The sequence below is a fragment of the Cohnella sp. SGD-V74 genome (assembly GCF_003001675.1).
GTDB lineage: Bacteria > Bacillota > Bacilli > Paenibacillales > Paenibacillaceae > Cohnella.
Genome location: NZ_PVYW01000013.1, coordinates 149,744 through 164,696, shown reverse-complemented (window position 1 = coordinate 164,696; position 14,953 = coordinate 149,744). Strand labels below are relative to the sequence as shown.

The following is a 14,953-nucleotide window of genomic DNA, read 5'->3' as shown; positions in this document are numbered from 1 at the left end:
TTAAGCGACCATACACAACAAAAGCCTCAATCCCTGCTTAGCTCAGGGGTTTGAGGCTTTTTTCTGTTCAACCCCGTTATTTGAGTAGCCTCTCCCTCAACGTCATCATGGCAGATCATTACTTTAATCGACATGAATCTACAACAAATACTAGGACTGAAGTGGTGAATTTAACAGATTTAAAATTTTTTTGGAACTAAATGAAGTTCAAAGTGTTTTAGTATATGAAAATAAAAAAAGAAATTTACTGCTGGTCCGGAACGATCATAGCCTCCAACAGAATAGTTTCTACCTATTCGACGGCTCTAGAAAGTCGATGTCATGAACATTGGCCGATTACCGACATGTTCGATCCATCCTACTCGTTTGAGCGCATTCTAATGACCAAATATAATTTGAAAATAATTGAATTATATGAAATAATTTATTATATATACAAAATTATAAATAAAATATTGAAAGGATTGAAGCCCTTACTATGTTTAAGAAAATCTTATTGCCGTTGTTCCTAGCCGTACTAGTCACTGTAGCAGGATATAATATTCCTGCGGGTCACAAAGCATCTGCATCCCCGTTGGAGTTGCAGAAGTTGGCGGTGGTTGAACAGATGAGCGCAGAAGATCAAGCGTCGTACTACTTTCAAAGAGAGTACAATGAAAAGATCGATGCAGTTCTCGCTAAAGTTTTCCCGTTGACACTAACCACGGAAGATGAGAATGGTGTTCATCCGTATCAAACGGTTAACATGGAAGCCCTTGACGAGCAAGCAAGTGCCTACTACGACACCGTTAAAGGTGAGGCAGTATTCACGCTCAACATTCTTGATGAGAATACTCCTGAGATGATTCAAATCAAGCAGGAGCTGAAAAGCCTCCTTGGTGATAAGCTTGTTGTTAAGAAAGCGAAGCACGGTCTCAAGAAGTTGAAGAAGATTAAAGTTGATGTTGCAAACGATATTCCAGGTAATATCAATACGGGGTTGAATGTTTGGGAAGAAAAGATAATTATTGAAGCCGATATCTCCTCTAAGATGCAACAAGAGCTCGTTGACAAATATGGTGATGTATTTGAGTTTAAGCCATATGAAGGTGGAATAGCTGACGAAGAGATAATGTACCGGAGCAGACGTTAATGGCAACAAACACTACAGGCGAATGCAATTCATCTGGAAAAATCCGCACACAGCGGCTGAGAAACTTCTCGTTTTTGACAGTGTTGTAGAGATCAAAGATTAGGCCTGCTCAGTGCTCAGATAGGTGTTCATATTTATAAGGACTTATGAAACGCCAACAAAACCGTCAGGGAACGAATTCAGCTCCCTGATGGTTTTTCTTGCAATTATTATGCTCTTGCTAGTACAAGTGCCTGATGTTTTCTGCATTTCGGATCAACTCTCCTCGTCCCGAGGAACCAAGTCGAAGATTTCCCCCGACTCGAGCACATCGATGAACCGGTCCAGCCATCTGTAATACCGGAGGGCGTGGGCCATTTTTGTCATATCGTACTCGATCAACCCGGCCAGCTTCTCGTTGTCCGGATCCTGCTCGCGCAGCTTCCGCAGCTCCGCCATCGACTTGTTCAGCGCCGACATGTTCACTTCCATCGACTTGCGCCACTTGATGGAGAAGTAATCGACGAAATTTTGATGCCAATCTTCCTCGACCTCGTACAGATCTTTTCTGGAGCCTTTGCCCCAGATCTTGCTGATCATCTTCAGATCGACGAGCGTGCGCATTCCTGTGCTGATGCTCGTCTTGCTGAGCCCCATCTCTTCGCCCATCTCGTCCAGCGTAACGGCCCCGTCGTGGAAATACATCATGCCGTACAAGTGGCCGATCGACGTAGTAACCCCGTATAAGTCCATATTGTTGCCGATCGAATCCACGACTCTCCGGCGCGATTTCTCTATGATTTTAATCTGCTCTTCCGATAGTCCTTCGAAAGTCGCCATGCCTTACAACTCCTATCCCCGACTCTCCATGAGCGGTCGATGATGCCTGACTTCTATTGTAGAAAAGAGTCGATCGTAAGTAAAGAATGCAGTTTGGGAGGATGTTTGAGGAAATGGGAGCATACAGTAAATAAAGTGTGTAAAGTTAAAACTGTACGCACTATACGAAGTTATATCCGTTTTGACCCTTATGAGACCGGACGTCTACACTTGTAAAAGCGGCTGTACGAGAGAAACAGGAGAGAAACAACGGAAAGGGGGATATGCGGTGACGGCGATTATAGAAGTTCAAGCATTAACGAAAGTGTTCGGCAGCGATCCTAAACGGGCGATTCGGCTGCTCGATCAAGGCTGGACCAAGGATCGAATCGCCAAAGAGACGAAGCTCACCGTCGGGGTTAACCGGGTGAGCTTCACGATCGAGCGCGGCGAAATTTTCGTCATTATGGGGTTGTCCGGCAGCGGCAAGTCGACGCTCGTTCGGTTGCTTAACCGTCTGATCGAGCCGACGTCCGGGAAGGTGCTCGTCAACGGGACGGACATCGTTCAGCTCAACGCGGAGCAGCTTCGCGAGATTCGGCGCAAGACGATCGGCATGGTGTTCCAGAAGTTCGCCTTGTTTCCCCACCGCACGGTGCTGGAAAATGCGGAATACGGCCTGGAGATCCAGGGCGTACCCAAGGAGCAGCGGAGGAAGAAGGCGATGGAGACGCTGGAGCTCGTCGGCCTCGGAGGCTGGGAGCAGAAGCGCCCGGACGAGTTGAGCGGAGGGATGCAGCAGCGCGTGGGACTGGCCCGCGGCTTGGCGAACGATCCCGATATCCTGCTCATGGACGAAGCGTTCAGCGCGCTCGACCCGCTCATTCGCAAGGAGATGCAGGATGAGCTGCTGGAGCTTCAAGCTTCGATGAAGAAAACGATTATCTTCATCACGCACGATCTGGACGAGGCGCTGCGCATCGGCGATCGGATCGCGCTCATGAAGGACGGCGCGGTCGTGCAGGTCGGCACGCCGGAACAGATTCTGACCGATCCCGCCAACGAATACGTGGAGCGCTTCGTCGAGGACGTCGACCTGTCCAAGGTGCTGACGGCGTCCCACGTCATGGTGCGCGCCGAGACGATCGCGCCGGATCGCGGCCCGAGAGTGGCCTTGCAGCTGATGCGCGACCGGGGCATCTCGAACCTGTACGTGGTCGACAAGGGCCGTCAGCTGATCGGAGCCGTGACGGCCGAAGCTTCGGCCGAAGCGGTGAAAGCGGGCAAAGGGTTGGAGGATATCCTTGTGCGCGAGGTGACGACGGTCGGACCGGACGTGCATCTGAGCGAATTGTTCGATGCGGTAAGCGTCGCGAAAATTCCGGTCGCCGTCGTCGACGACAGGGGCAGATTGCTGGGCATCATCATTCGCGGAGCGGTGCTCTCCGCCTTGAGCGGCAGCGGCGACCGAACGGGAGCGGGCGGTGATCCGACGTGAGTATGCTTTATTGGCTATCGGCGCTTGATCTGCCGAAAATTCCGATCGGCAAGTGGGTCGAAGCGATCGAGAAATGGCTGGAAGGGAACGCCGGACCGGTGTTCCAGGGCATCAAGGCGTTCATCGGCACGATCGTGAACGGATTGGCGGACGGTTTTAACGCGGTTCCTCCATTGCTGCTGATCGTGCTGTTTACCGGGTTGGCGTATTGGATCGGGCGAACGAGAATCGCGGTATTCACGCTGCTCGGCCTGTATCTCGTCTACAACCTGGGCTATTGGGAGAACACGATGGAGACGCTGGCGCTCGTCTTGACCGCTTCGATCATCTCCATCGTAATCGGGATTCCTCTGGGAATTGCCTGCGCCCGAAGCGATAAGGTACAGAAAGTCGTAACGCCCGTGCTGGACTTCATGCAGACGATGCCGGCGTTCGTCTATCTGCTGCCCGCGGTCGCCTTCTTCTCCCTGGGCGTCGTTCCGGGCGTCATCGCTTCGGTCATCTTCGGCATTCCGCCGACGATCCGTCTGACGAATCTGGGCATACGCCAAGTTCCCGCCGATCTGGTCGAAGCGGCCGACGCCTTCGGCTCGACGCCGCTGCAGAAGCTGTTCAAGCTTCAGCTTCCGATCGCCGCTCCGACGATTATGGCGGGGGTCAACCAGACGATCATGCTGTCGCTGTCGATGGTCGTCATCGCTTCGATGATCGGAGCGCAGGGCGTAGGAGCGGACGTGTACCGCGCCGTGACCCAGGCCAAGACGGGAGTCGGCTTCGAAGCGGGCTTGGCCGTAGTCGTGCTTGCGATCATCCTCGATCGGATCACGCAAAATCTGGTGAAAACTAAACGAAAAGGATTGTGATGAATTTGAAGAAAAGCGTAAATCCGTTGTTGGCAGCCGTACTGGTCTTCGCGCTCGTGCTTGCGGGATGCTCCAAAGAGAGCAACGAGGGCGGAGCGTCGGGTTCCCCGGCGAAAAATAAGGAGATTACGCTGGCCTACGTCGCGTGGGACTCCGAAATCGCCAGTACGAACGTCGTGAAGGCAGTGCTGGAGAGCAAGCTGGGCTACAAGGTCAACATGCTTCAGGTCGACGCCGGTCCGATGTACCTCGGCATCGCGGACGGCAGCGCCGACGCGATGGTGGCGGCTTGGCTGCCGAGCACGCACGGAGAGAACTATTACGAGCCGAACAAGGATAAGTTCGAGGATCTTGGCGTCAACCTCGACGGCACGAAGGTCGGGCTGACCGTTCCTTCCTACATGGACATTTCCTCGATTGAGGATTTGAACGGCGACATCGCCCAATCGCTGAACTATACGATTACGGGCATCGAGCCCGGCGCGGGCATTATGACGGCGACGAGCAAGGCGATCGAGGAATACGCCCTGAAGGATTGGAAGCTGCTGGAGAGCTCGTCCGCGGCGATGGCCAAAGTGCTCCAGGACGCGTACGCCAAGCAAGAGCCGATCGTCGTTACGGGCTGGACGCCTCACTGGATGTTCGCCGAGATGGACCTGAAGTACCTGGAAGATCCGAAGAACGTGTACGGCGGAGACGAGCAGATTCATACGCTCGTGCGGCTGGGCTTGAAGGATGACCAACCGGACGCTTACAAGTTCCTCGACCAGTTCGAGTGGACGCCGGCCGACATGGAAGAGGTCATGGTCGACATCTTCAGCGGAACAAGCGAAGAAGAAGCGGCTCGCAAGTGGGTCGAAGCCAACGAAGACAAAGTGAGCAAATGGATTGAAGGCATCTAAAGCAAATTAGCAAATCCCCCTTATCGTCATTGACCGGAAGGCTTTCGACTAAGCTTTCGGACAATCGGTAAGGGGTTTTTTGTGCGGTTTGCCGGCTCCAAGAGGGCAGCGCTTCGCCAACCGGTTTAGTCTTCAGACCAACTCTTCTCCGTCCGGAGTCCAGGTACAAATACATTCCTCCGACCATGTTGTGATTGTTGGGGAGATCTTACAATTAAATCCAGATGATTCCGCGTCGGAACCATGCGCGAACGGAACGATTATTTGGAGGAGTGGAGAGAGAGTATGAAGTTTTTTACGAATTTTTCGTTGAGGAATCCAGTGGCGATCGTGCTGATGGTCATTCTGGTTACGGTAGGCGGTATCTATTCCACGCTGCAATTCAAGCAGGAACAGCAGCCGGAGATCGCATTCCCGGGCATTCTGGTGTCGGCCGTCTATCCGGGAGCGGCGCCGAACGAGGTGCTGGATCAGGTGACGAGACCGCTGGAGCAAGCGCTGCGGAACGTCGAAGGCGTGAAGAGCGTCGCTTCGGAATCGGCCAACAGCGTAGCGCTGCTGCAGCTCAAATTCAGTTTTAACGACGACATGAAGAAGAAGCAGGAGGAAGTGAAGCAGGCGATCGGGGACGTTCGTCTGCCGGACGACGCGCAGAAGCCCGAAGTGCTCTACTACTCCACGACGAATCAACCGATCATGTATACGACGCTGTCGGCCCCGGAGGGCATGTCCCAGGAGGAACTTGCCAGCTTCGTGAAAAGCTCCGTGATCCCCGACCTGGAAGCGATCGAAGGGGTTAGCGGGGTGCAGACGGCCGGAATGAAGGACGAGGGCGTGTACATCCGTCTGGACGCGGCGAAAATGACGGAGAGAGGCATCGCCTACGAGCAGGTCGTCGGCATGCTGCAAGCGAACAACGTGAGCATTCCGCTCGGCGAAGCGACGCTGGCGGACAACCGTCTTCCCGTCTTCGTGCAGGGCGACCTGCGCACGCTGGAGAGCCTGAAGGATTGGAGTCTCCTGCCCGACGGCAGCGTGAAGCTGACGGACATCGCGCAGATCGAGCAGGGCAAGGAACTGGACGTCATCAGCTTGACGAACGGCAACCCGAGCGTATCGCTGAATATCGTTAAATCGGGCGATGCGAACACCGTGGAAGTGTCCGACAAAGTCCTTAAGGTCTATGAAGATGCCGAGAAGTCCGATCAAGTGCAGTCGCTGATTATGTACAACCGCGCGACGGACGTGAAGGAATCGGTCGATACGCTTGCCCGTGAGGGCGCGCTCGGCGCCTTGTTCGCTTCGCTCCTCATCCTGTTCTTCCTGCGGAATTTCCGGGCGACGCTCATCGCCATCGTATCGATTCCGTTGTCCATGCTGATCGCGATGATCTGCTTGAAGACGTTCACCGACGTGACGCTGAACATTATGACGCTCGGTGGATTGGCGGTAGCGACCGGCCGGGTCGTCGACGACAGCATCGTCGTGATCGAGAACATCGTGCGGCGGATCAGGGGAGAGAAGATCGGCAAGGAGCTGATTCTCTCCGCAACGGCGGAAGTCGGCCGGGCGATTACCTCGTCCACGCTGACGACGGTAGCCGTCTTCGCTCCGCTCGGCTTGCTGCAAGGCATGGTAGGCGGATACTTCCGGCCGTTCGCGTTGACCGTAGGCTTCGCGCTGCTCTCCTCGCTGCTGGTGGCGCTGACCGTCGTTCCGCTGATGGCTTGGGTGCTGATGAGAAACGCCAAGCCGAAGGAAGCACAGGAATCGGCGATGAGCCGCGGGTACAAGAAGGCGCTTCGCTGGTCGCTCGGCCATAAGACGATCGTGCTCGTCGTCTCCCTGCTGCTGTTCGCCGGCAGCCTGGTGCCGATCTTCGCCGGCAAGGTGGGCGTCGTGCTGCTGCCTCAGTCGGACTACAAATATATATTCGCTTCGCTCGAGATGCCTAAAGGGACGACGCTGGCAACGGTGAAGACGGAAGCCGACCGGTTGGACATCCTCATCAGAGAGCATGGGGACGTGGAAAATTCGAACCTGACCGTAGGAGGCGGAATGATCAGCGGCGAGAGCGAGAATAGCGCCGATTGGTTCATCGGGCTGCGCTCGGAGGCCGATCTTGACCGCTTCGTCGAAGAGATCGGCTCGAAAGTGCAGCCGCCCGAAGGGGCGAAGTTCGATCTGATCAAGGACGATATGGGCGGCGGAGGAAGAGTGGCGATCGATGTGACCGGCTCGTCGATCGAATCGGTTCGCGCGGCCACGGAGCAGATTACGGCCGCCGTACAAGCGCTGCCGGGCATAGCCGATGCCGCCAACAATCTGCAGGACGGAACGAAGGGCATCGCGATCGAGGTCAGGCAGCAGGACGCTTCGCGATACGGTCTCTCCGCGGCCCAGGCCTCGATGCTTCTCCGTCCGTTCCTCGCGGAGTCCAAGACCGGCAGGATCTTCGACGGCTCGGCGTCGCGGGATCTGTACGTTTCGCTGAACGGGGCGGCGATCTCTTCCGTACAGGATATCGGCGAATTGAAGCTGAACACGCCGGTCGGCGCCCAGATTCGGGTGAGCGAGATCGCCGACGTCAAGGAAACGCAGCTTCCGAGCGCGCTTCAGCTGAAGAACGGCGCGGAATACGCGACGGTTACGGCGAAGATCACGGACAAGAACGTCAACAAGGTCAATTCCGAATTGGGTCAGGCGCTGGAGAAGCTGCAGCTGCCGGCGGGAGTGACGTACTCCCTGGGCGGCAGCAGCGAAGAGATCGGTCAGATGATGAGCGATATGCTCATGGCGATGCTCGTCGCCGTAGGAATGGTCTATGTCGTGATGGTCATCGCGTTCCGCGAAGGCCGCGCGCCTCTGGCGGTGCTGTTCTCGCTGCCGTTCGCTCTGATCGGGGGACTGTTCGGCGTTCTGGCCAGCGGAGAGCCGCTGTCCGTGTCGAGCATGATCGGCTTCCTGATGCTGATCGGCATTGTCGTTACGAACGCGATCGTCCTGATCGAGCGCGTCCAGCAGCAGATCGAGCACGGGCTAACGATCCGCGAAGCGCTCATCGAAGCGGGAGGCACGAGGCTGCGGCCGATTCTGATGACTGCGATCGCGACGATCTGCGCGCTCATCCCGCTGGCGATCGGAATGGGCGGCGGAAGCATCATCTCGAGCGGCTTAGCGATCGTCGTCATCGGCGGCCTGACGAGCTCGACGCTGCTCACGCTGGTCGTCGTGCCGGTCATGTACGAACTGCTTTATTTCAGACGCTCGCGCAAGCAGCGGGTGACGACCGCTTCCGCGGCGGCTGAAGCAGCTTAATATACGGAGAAGGGCGGTCCCAAATCAGGGGACCGCCCTTTGCCTATGTACCTGGTCCCCGCGAAAAAATAGCGCTCGAAACGGTACTCGCTCCGTACCGCCGTCCCCTCGCTTTTTTGTCGCGACCGCCGGCAATCCGAGTCTCTCTATGAATGTTTGCAAGGAGGTTTGCCCATACTAAAAACTATGAAACTCAAAGCAGGACGTAGGAGGTACGGGAATGTTCAAGTGGATAAGCTGGGCTCTGCGGCTGGTCGCGACCGCTCTGCTGCTCAGCTTCCTATGCATATGGACGACGGGTTATATCGTTAACAGCTATATGGAAACGGTTCTTAAGCAGTTGAATCTGCCGCTGGAAGTACAGCCGCTCGCTCTTTCGGGCGTCTGGGGAACGCTGTGGGGGGCGGAACGCGCTCCGCAGAAGGAAGCGGCCGAATCGCCTCCGCGGGCGTCGCAGCAAGCGCAACGCGAGAGTCCGTCTTCCCCTTCGCCTTCGTCGCAGCCGTCCGTTGGCGGAAACGTCGGCGGCGGAAGCGATACGGACGGAGGAGAGGCGACGGACGAGGCGGTCCCGCCTCCGGAGCCGGCCGGAGCGGAGCCGGATCACGGAGAGGAGAGTCCGCCGGAAGAGGCACTGCCGGTGTTCGGGGACGAATCGTCGATCGGCCAGCTGACCGACGAACAGAGACAGTCGCTCTATGCGCTCGTCGTCTCGAAGCTGAACCCGGAGCAACTGCGGCAATTGTCGAATTCTCTGCAAGACGGGCTGACGGCGGAGGAGTTGGAGGGGCTGCAGGACATGCTGCGGACGTCGTTGACGGACGAGGAGTACATGCAGATGATGAGGCTTCTGCAAGGGGAGCCGGCACTGGAAGAATAGGCTTGGCTCTAGGGCTTAGAGCGCTTACAAAACATATGGCCGCGGGTGTTGTCAACCGGCGGCTATTTCCATTTTTCATAATTCTAATCCGTCCAAACGGTTGATAGAGTCCTAAGACCTATGCTAAAGTGAGGTACAAGCAATTGCCATAACCGGGAAGAAGAACACCGAAAGCAAGGGAAAAGGGGAAGATCATGGCCGATTTCAGGGGAACGGATCGGATCCGGAAAATCCTTGCCGCAGCGCGGCAAACCTTCCGCTTCGTTCGATTCGCGCAGAGGAACGGAAAGACCCGTACGGAGACTAACGCTAGAGAGACTCATCCTATACGCAAATACCGCAAGCCAATCATTATAGCATCAAGCAGCATCGCAGTCGCCATAGCGGCCGCAGTCGTAGGATTCAACTACGTGGAAGCGAACAAGGTGGACTACTACAAGGTTGTAGTCAACGGCGAAGTTGCGGGAGAGATCAGCAACCCGGACATAGTCGAACAACTGATCGCAGCGAAGGCGGAAGAGCTGGAGCACGCCGACACCCCCGCACAGTTGGTACTAAATGACGATCAGGTCACCTACACGGCTGAAAGGGCTTACAAGAAGAAGACCGACGATGAGGCGACGCTGAATCGTCTCCAAGACATGCTTCAAACCCACGCCGTCGGCGTCAAAGTCGTCGTAGACGGAGAAGTGGTCGGCGTCGTTCGCGACGAAGATACCGCCAAGAAGCTGCTGCAGCGGGTGAAGAACAAGTACGTTCCCGCGAGGCTCGTAGCGAAGCAGGGCGATATGGAAGTTCGTTCGCTGTCCGTGAACACCGCGGCGGCGCAAGACGAAGCGGAAGCGGCGGATACGCCCAAGAGAATCGTAACCTCCGTCTCCTTCGTCGAGAAGGTCGAGACGGTCGAATCCGACATCGACCCCGCGCAGCTGTCCGATCCGGAAGAACTGTTCAAGACGTTGACGGAAGGCGAACCGATTCCGCGGACTTATACAGTGAAGAAGGGAGATTGCATCGGCTGCATCGCGCAGAAGCTGAAAATCTCCGAAGAACTGATCTACAAGAACAATACATGGATCAAGAACGACTTCATCAACATCGGCGACGTGCTCGATCTGTCCGAAGAGGAGCCTCCGATTCTGAACGTCAACTCGGAGGAAGAAGTGACGGAGATCGAGGTCATCGAGCCGCCGATCGAATACCAGAAGAGCGATTCGATGAAGCTCGGTCAGCAGAAAGTGCTTAAGGAAGGCACGGAAGGCAGCCAACAGGTCACTTACCGTTTGCTGAAGCGCAACGGTGCGCTGATCGAAGAAGAGCAGATCGACCGCAAAGTGTTGAAAGAGCCGATCCCGACGATCATTCTGAAAGGAACGAAAGTGATCCGGGGTGAAGGCTCAGGCAAATTCATCTGGCCGGTCGCCGGCGCTCGCATCACGAGCTATATGGGCAAGCGATGGGGCAGAAGCCACAACGGCATCGATATGATCGGCAAGAGCAACATTATGGCCGCCGACGAAGGCGTCGTCGAATTCGCGGGCTACAAGTCCGGCGGACTCGGCAACGCAGTCATCATCAACCATCAGAATGGCTTCAAGACCGTCTACGGACATATGAAGAGCGTCAAGGTTAAGAAAGGGCAGATCGTTGAGAAGGGCGACGTCATCGGCATTATGGGCAGCACGGGGCGTTCCACCGGCACTCATCTGCACTTCGAAGTCCATCTGAACGGCAAGCTGAAAAACCCGACCAGTTATCTATAATCATCTTAAGCAGCTCCGTTTGCGGTTCAGATTCCGCGACGGGGCAGTTTTTTTCTGCGGGTGAAAAAAGAAGCTGAAGCTCTCTTTTCCAAGTTGGGGTTAAGTATGACGACAGTTCTCCTAATGTTCCGAAATAACGTTTGTACCTAAGAGATGTTTCATAGCTCTAGTTTTCTCGTGAAGTCGTTGTTTCTTTCCAAATTGAGTTCGAGACCGCGTAGAGGAGAATTCTTAAAAAAGTCCGTCAGACGGGTTTTGGGCGTCGTTAGTCGGTTATATTCTTCCATAGATAGAATGATAGCAGCAGATTTTCCCCGTATGTTAATGATTTGTGGTCCTTCGTCAGCCGCCATTTTAACGATCGCGCTCAACTGATTTCTCGCATCCTGAAGTTCCCATTGCAAATATATTCCCCTCCGATTCTACAAGACTGTCTAGATTATATTACACACAGGGGTTATTCGTAATCTCCTATTACAGCGGATGGCTCCGGACTGTCCGAGGCCGGGATCATGGCTTTGGAGAAGGGAATCTGAACAACCGTTGGCTGAAGGATCAGCCCTGAAATAGAATAAGCGCCGCTACCCTATAGGTATGCGGCGCTCTACTTCTTTTTAGTCGGATAAGGCTCTTTGCGGTCTGTCCGGTTCAATAAGTAGTCTATGCTGGTTTGGTGGAGATCGGCGAGTTTGATCAACGCAGAGGTTGGCAAATCCAATTCTCCAGTCTCATACCTTGAGTAGGTGGTCTGGCTGACTTTCAACAGATCGGCTATTTCTTTCTGTGTCCAGTCTTTATCTTCTCGTAACGCTCTAATTCGTGCAAACATTCAGCATCACCCAAAGCTATCTTAGTGTATGCGGAAATTGCATATTGCTTTTTATGCGTTTTTCGCATAAATTTTAAAGGGAGAAATAACCAGTTGCGGGAGGCTGGCGGAGAATGAAAAGCGTATTGAAAGATCTGTACAACGGAGACCTGTGTCCGGTAGGTCAGATCGTGTCAAAGAATACCGCCTATCGGGAAATTGGACGCAGAATCTCGGAGGAGATGGGGGCGTGGAGGAAGCGGCTGACCGAGGACGAATACAAGCAGTTGGAGAAGCTGATCGAACTGCGCGTACAGACCATTGAAATGGATCTGGCTGCTTCGTTCGAGCATGGATTCAAGCTTGGGGCTTCGTTGATGATTGAGGTGATGTCCGATGACTGTTAAATAGGACTTCAACTAAAGTTGTTGGTGATTGCTCCTTCGGTTGTGTCTACGAACCAACGCGCGTGATATACTAATGTTGAAGGAGTGATTGCAGATGAACGAACTGCTTGACCCCCGAAATGACTTTTTGTTCAAACGCATCTTCGGCAGCGAAGAGAATCGGGATGTTCTGCTCGAATTTCTGAATAAAACCTTCCTGGAAGCCGACAGACCGCCTTTAACAGAAATCATTCTGCTGAATCCTTATACGGAAAAGGACGCTCCTCGAGACAAACAGTCCATATTAGATATTCGGGGCAAAACGGCAGACGGAGAGCTTATTAATGTTGAGATGCAGCTTTTTAACAAGTACGATACCGAAAAGCGGACAATGTTCTACTGGAGCAAGTTATACAGTGGACAGCTTCAAGAGGGCCAGTCTTATAAAAAATTAAAGAAATGCGTAACCATAAATATTCTGAATTATTCGTTTTTACCGAATCGCCAGTATCATAACGTGCCCAAGCTTGACAATCATGCTGCTCCTGTGGAGAGTGGTGGGTTGGTCAACTGGTTGCTCTTCTTGAAGGGGATCGATAAATCCAACTGGGAGGTGCTGACCATGAACGAGCCCGTATTGAAAAAAGCAATGACTACGCTGGAGTTCCTTAGTCAGGACGCCGAAGCCCGTCGATTGTATGAAGACAGACAGAAGTATCTGCACGATGAAGCTTCGATGATTGAGGGGGCGTTAGCTGAGGGTGAAGCTCGTGGAGAGGCGCGAGGTGAGGCACGTGGCGAGAAAAAGAAGGCTATCGAGATGACTAAAGAGCTACTTAAGCGCGGAGTGGATATCTCCATTATAGTGGAAGCGTCCGGATTGTCAGAGGCGGAAATCGTTGTTTTGAAAAAGGAAATCTGAACAGCCGTTGGCTGAAGGATCAGCCGGTGGACTAAAAGAAGCGTCGCAACCCTACTGGTATGCGGCGCTTTATTTCTTGATAGCTGGATAAGGTTCCTTGCGGTCTGTTCGATTCTACAAGTAGTCGTTGCTTCTTAATTCATTCGTCGAGCAGATGCATGAATTGCTGTTTAACCTCTGTGAAAAGTGAAGATTTTAGATGTCCAAATTTTTTAATAACAATTTGATTCGAGAACGTATATACTTTATCCGCACGGACAGCAGACGTAGCGCGCAATAGCCCTTCATCAAGATCAGCGGCAGTTATTTGTATCGTGTATGTCTTGCTGGTCAAATTGGAAGTAATCGCAGCTACAACAAGATCAGATTGTATTTTATTGTAGTTGGTGTTAGACAAGACAAGAACGGGACGCTGTTTGGTTGCAGACAAGTCACTATATGGAAAAGGGATCAGTACAATATCTCCTTGTCTATACATTGTTCCAAACCTCATCGTCCACTGAGTTATTCCAGAATTCCATGCTGGTCAGGCTGGCGTGTTCGAGATTTTTTAATGCTTCGCGTTCTCGTTTTGTGTTCAGGTATCCAATGAAATCGGCAACTTCAATGGCGTCCTGCTCAGGTATATGGTCAATGATGCGCTTCAATTCTTCTCTGTTAATGCTCACAATATCACGTCCTTTCGGAAGAGGTACCTTTATTGTATCACAAAGCATCTCTTTTTCAGAAAGACTGCTGTTGCCCTTTCTGGTGGCAACTAAATTGCTTTACTGACATGCGAAGTTCTCAGAGCAATATGTTGACCCTGCTTACCCGACACACCTCAAGGCAAGTATAGAGAATAAGTACCGAAGTGGAATTGCCGCATTTGCTTCTGTATACTTTTTGTGGAGTACATCATTCGGATTTGAGGGATAGAAATGAAAAGTATTGCAGTGTTTTGCGGCTCCAGCATGGGGGCTTTGCCTTCCTATAGGGAAGGTGCGGTTGAACTGGGAAAGGAACTGGCCCGGCAGGGAATTACGCTCGTCTACGGAGGAGCAAGCGTGGGCATTATGGGGACGGTCGCGGATGCCGTGCTGGAAGCGGGAGGCAATGCGATCGGCGTGCTTCCGAAAATGCTGGAGGACAGGGAGATCGCCCACCGCGGCTTGACGGAGCTCATCGTCGTGAACTCCATGCACGAAAGAAAAACGAAAATGTCCGATCTGGCGGACGGATTTATCGCTTTGCCCGGCGGCCCGGGAACGATGGAAGAGTTTTTCGAGGTTTTCACTTGGGGACAGTTGGGGCTTCACGGGAAGCCTTGCGGCATTTTGAACATCGATCGGTATTTCGACTTGTTGCTGGCGTTTTTCGGGCATATGAACGAGCAGCAGTTTCTTCAGGACAAATATGCATCCATGGTTCTCTCCGATTCCAGCCCAGCGGGCCTGCTGGGCAAGTTCCGCGCTTATCAACCGCCTTCCGTGAAAACGTACATTAAAGAAGGACAAACCTAATAAAGAAGAGGAGTCCGTGAAGCCTAAGAGTTTCACGGGCTTGTTTTATTAGGGCAACGATTGAGACAACAGGCTATCCGATACGGAGAGGACCCGTTCCGCAAGAGAGCGGTTCGAGAATGGGGATGTACATACGCCATTGGGGTCTTGCCCGCATTATGTTAAGATAGGAGAATAGGAT

The 14,953-nt window shown here is 53.4% G+C and carries 15 protein-coding genes; 10 read left to right on the top strand and 5 right to left on the bottom strand.

Annotation, left to right across the window (positions count from 1 at the left end; all coding sequences use genetic code 11):
• The first annotated feature begins 478 nt into the window (after positions 1-478).
• Positions 479-1,132 carry a hypothetical protein gene (locus B0G52_RS20150; RefSeq protein WP_094047178.1) on the top strand — a complete coding sequence of 218 codons (654 nt, stop codon included), beginning with the start codon at positions 479-481 and terminating at the stop codon, positions 1,130-1,132.
• Positions 1,133-1,387: 255 nt separating this feature from the next.
• Here B0G52_RS20150 and B0G52_RS20145 read toward each other — a convergent pair whose 3' ends face one another.
• Complete coding sequence (locus tag B0G52_RS20145) at positions 1,388-1,951, bottom strand: GbsR/MarR family transcriptional regulator (protein WP_094047177.1); 564 nt, start codon at positions 1,949-1,951, stop codon at positions 1,388-1,390.
• A 268-nt stretch (positions 1,952-2,219) separates the two neighbouring features.
• On the opposite strand from B0G52_RS20145, the gene proV reads away from it, so the two are divergent.
• From proV to B0G52_RS20115, 6 genes are all read left to right on the top strand, one after another.
• Positions 2,220-3,428, top strand: a complete 1,209-nt coding sequence (gene proV / locus B0G52_RS20140; protein WP_233162854.1) for a glycine betaine/L-proline ABC transporter ATP-binding protein ProV — start codon at positions 2,220-2,222, stop codon at positions 3,426-3,428.
• A 2-nt stretch (positions 3,429-3,430) separates the two neighbouring features.
• Positions 3,431-4,291, top strand: a complete 861-nt coding sequence (locus B0G52_RS20135) for an ABC transporter permease (RefSeq protein WP_094047175.1) — start codon at positions 3,431-3,433, stop codon at positions 4,289-4,291.
• Entirely contained in the window at positions 4,291-5,193 is a 903-nt protein-coding gene (locus B0G52_RS20130; RefSeq protein WP_094047174.1) for a glycine betaine ABC transporter substrate-binding protein, read from the top strand. The genes B0G52_RS20135 and B0G52_RS20130 overlap by 1 nt, the downstream gene beginning before the upstream one ends.
• Before the next feature lie 285 nt (positions 5,194-5,478).
• Complete coding sequence (locus tag B0G52_RS20125; protein WP_094047173.1) at positions 5,479-8,511, top strand: efflux RND transporter permease subunit; 3,033 nt, start codon at positions 5,479-5,481, stop codon at positions 8,509-8,511.
• Positions 8,512-8,731: 220 nt separating this feature from the next.
• Entirely contained in the window at positions 8,732-9,391 is a 660-nt protein-coding gene (locus B0G52_RS20120) for a hypothetical protein (RefSeq protein WP_094047172.1), read from the top strand.
• 410 nt (positions 9,392-9,801) lie between these two features.
• The gene (locus B0G52_RS20115; RefSeq protein WP_158223798.1) at positions 9,802-11,154 is read left to right on the top strand and encodes a M23 family metallopeptidase; all 1,353 of its coding nucleotides are present in this window, start codon (positions 9,802-9,804) and stop codon (positions 11,152-11,154) included.
• Positions 11,155-11,312: 158 nt separating this feature from the next.
• Here the strand turns inward: B0G52_RS20115 and B0G52_RS20110 are convergent, their stop codons facing one another.
• Positions 11,313-11,558: a type II toxin-antitoxin system prevent-host-death family antitoxin gene (locus tag B0G52_RS20110; RefSeq protein WP_233162851.1), complete on the bottom strand. Its 246-nt coding sequence runs from the start codon at positions 11,556-11,558 to the stop codon at positions 11,313-11,315.
• A gap of 200 nt (positions 11,559-11,758) precedes the next feature.
• Positions 11,759-11,983, bottom strand: coding sequence for a helix-turn-helix domain-containing protein (locus B0G52_RS20105; protein WP_094047169.1), 225 nt, complete (start codon positions 11,981-11,983; stop codon positions 11,759-11,761).
• A gap of 113 nt (positions 11,984-12,096) precedes the next feature.
• Here B0G52_RS20105 and B0G52_RS20100 point away from each other — a divergent pair, with 113 nt between their 5' ends.
• Together B0G52_RS20100 and B0G52_RS20095 are read left to right on the top strand one after the other, a co-directional pair.
• The gene (locus B0G52_RS20100) at positions 12,097-12,369 is read left to right on the top strand and encodes a DUF6809 family protein (RefSeq protein ID WP_094047168.1); all 273 of its coding nucleotides are present in this window, start codon (positions 12,097-12,099) and stop codon (positions 12,367-12,369) included.
• A gap of 94 nt (positions 12,370-12,463) precedes the next feature.
• The gene (locus B0G52_RS20095) at positions 12,464-13,270 is read left to right on the top strand and encodes an Rpn family recombination-promoting nuclease/putative transposase (RefSeq protein WP_094047167.1); all 807 of its coding nucleotides are present in this window, start codon (positions 12,464-12,466) and stop codon (positions 13,268-13,270) included.
• Between the two features lie 139 nt (positions 13,271-13,409).
• On the opposite strand, the gene B0G52_RS20090 is transcribed toward B0G52_RS20095, so the two are convergent.
• Complete coding sequence (locus B0G52_RS20090) at positions 13,410-13,748, bottom strand: type II toxin-antitoxin system PemK/MazF family toxin (protein ID WP_094047166.1); 339 nt, start codon at positions 13,746-13,748, stop codon at positions 13,410-13,412.
• On the bottom strand, positions 13,741-13,938 hold the full coding sequence (locus B0G52_RS20085) for a DUF2281 domain-containing protein (RefSeq protein ID WP_094047250.1): 198 nt from the start codon (positions 13,936-13,938) through the stop codon (positions 13,741-13,743). Before B0G52_RS20085 ends, B0G52_RS20090 begins: the two co-directional genes overlap by 8 nt.
• Positions 13,939-14,190: 252 nt before the next feature.
• Between B0G52_RS20085 and B0G52_RS20080 the strand changes: the two genes are divergently transcribed.
• Complete coding sequence (locus B0G52_RS20080; protein WP_094047165.1) at positions 14,191-14,772, top strand: LOG family protein; 582 nt, start codon at positions 14,191-14,193, stop codon at positions 14,770-14,772.
• Positions 14,773-14,953 lie beyond the last annotated feature (181 nt).

What these genes read in the sequence shown, in the direction of transcription:
- B0G52_RS20150 (WP_094047178.1), top strand. Translation starts at nt 479, where the DNA reads ATGTTTAAGAAAATCTTATTGCCGTTGTTCCTAGCCGTACTAGTCACT.
- B0G52_RS20145 (WP_094047177.1), bottom strand. Translation starts at nt 1,951, where the DNA reads ATGGCGACTTTCGAAGGACTATCGGAAGAGCAGATTAAAATCATAGAG.
- B0G52_RS20135 (WP_094047175.1), top strand. Translation starts at nt 3,431, where the DNA reads ATGCTTTATTGGCTATCGGCGCTTGATCTGCCGAAAATTCCGATCGGC.
- B0G52_RS20130 (WP_094047174.1), top strand. Translation starts at nt 4,291, where the DNA reads ATGAATTTGAAGAAAAGCGTAAATCCGTTGTTGGCAGCCGTACTGGTC.
- B0G52_RS20125 (WP_094047173.1), top strand. Translation starts at nt 5,479, where the DNA reads ATGAAGTTTTTTACGAATTTTTCGTTGAGGAATCCAGTGGCGATCGTG.
- B0G52_RS20120 (WP_094047172.1), top strand. Translation starts at nt 8,732, where the DNA reads ATGTTCAAGTGGATAAGCTGGGCTCTGCGGCTGGTCGCGACCGCTCTG.
- B0G52_RS20105 (WP_094047169.1), bottom strand. Translation starts at nt 11,983, where the DNA reads ATGTTTGCACGAATTAGAGCGTTACGAGAAGATAAAGACTGGACACAG.
- B0G52_RS20100 (WP_094047168.1), top strand. Translation starts at nt 12,097, where the DNA reads ATGAAAAGCGTATTGAAAGATCTGTACAACGGAGACCTGTGTCCGGTA.
- B0G52_RS20095 (WP_094047167.1), top strand. Translation starts at nt 12,464, where the DNA reads ATGAACGAACTGCTTGACCCCCGAAATGACTTTTTGTTCAAACGCATC.
- B0G52_RS20090 (WP_094047166.1), bottom strand. Translation starts at nt 13,748, where the DNA reads ATGTATAGACAAGGAGATATTGTACTGATCCCTTTTCCATATAGTGAC.
- B0G52_RS20080 (WP_094047165.1), top strand. Translation starts at nt 14,191, where the DNA reads ATGAAAAGTATTGCAGTGTTTTGCGGCTCCAGCATGGGGGCTTTGCCT.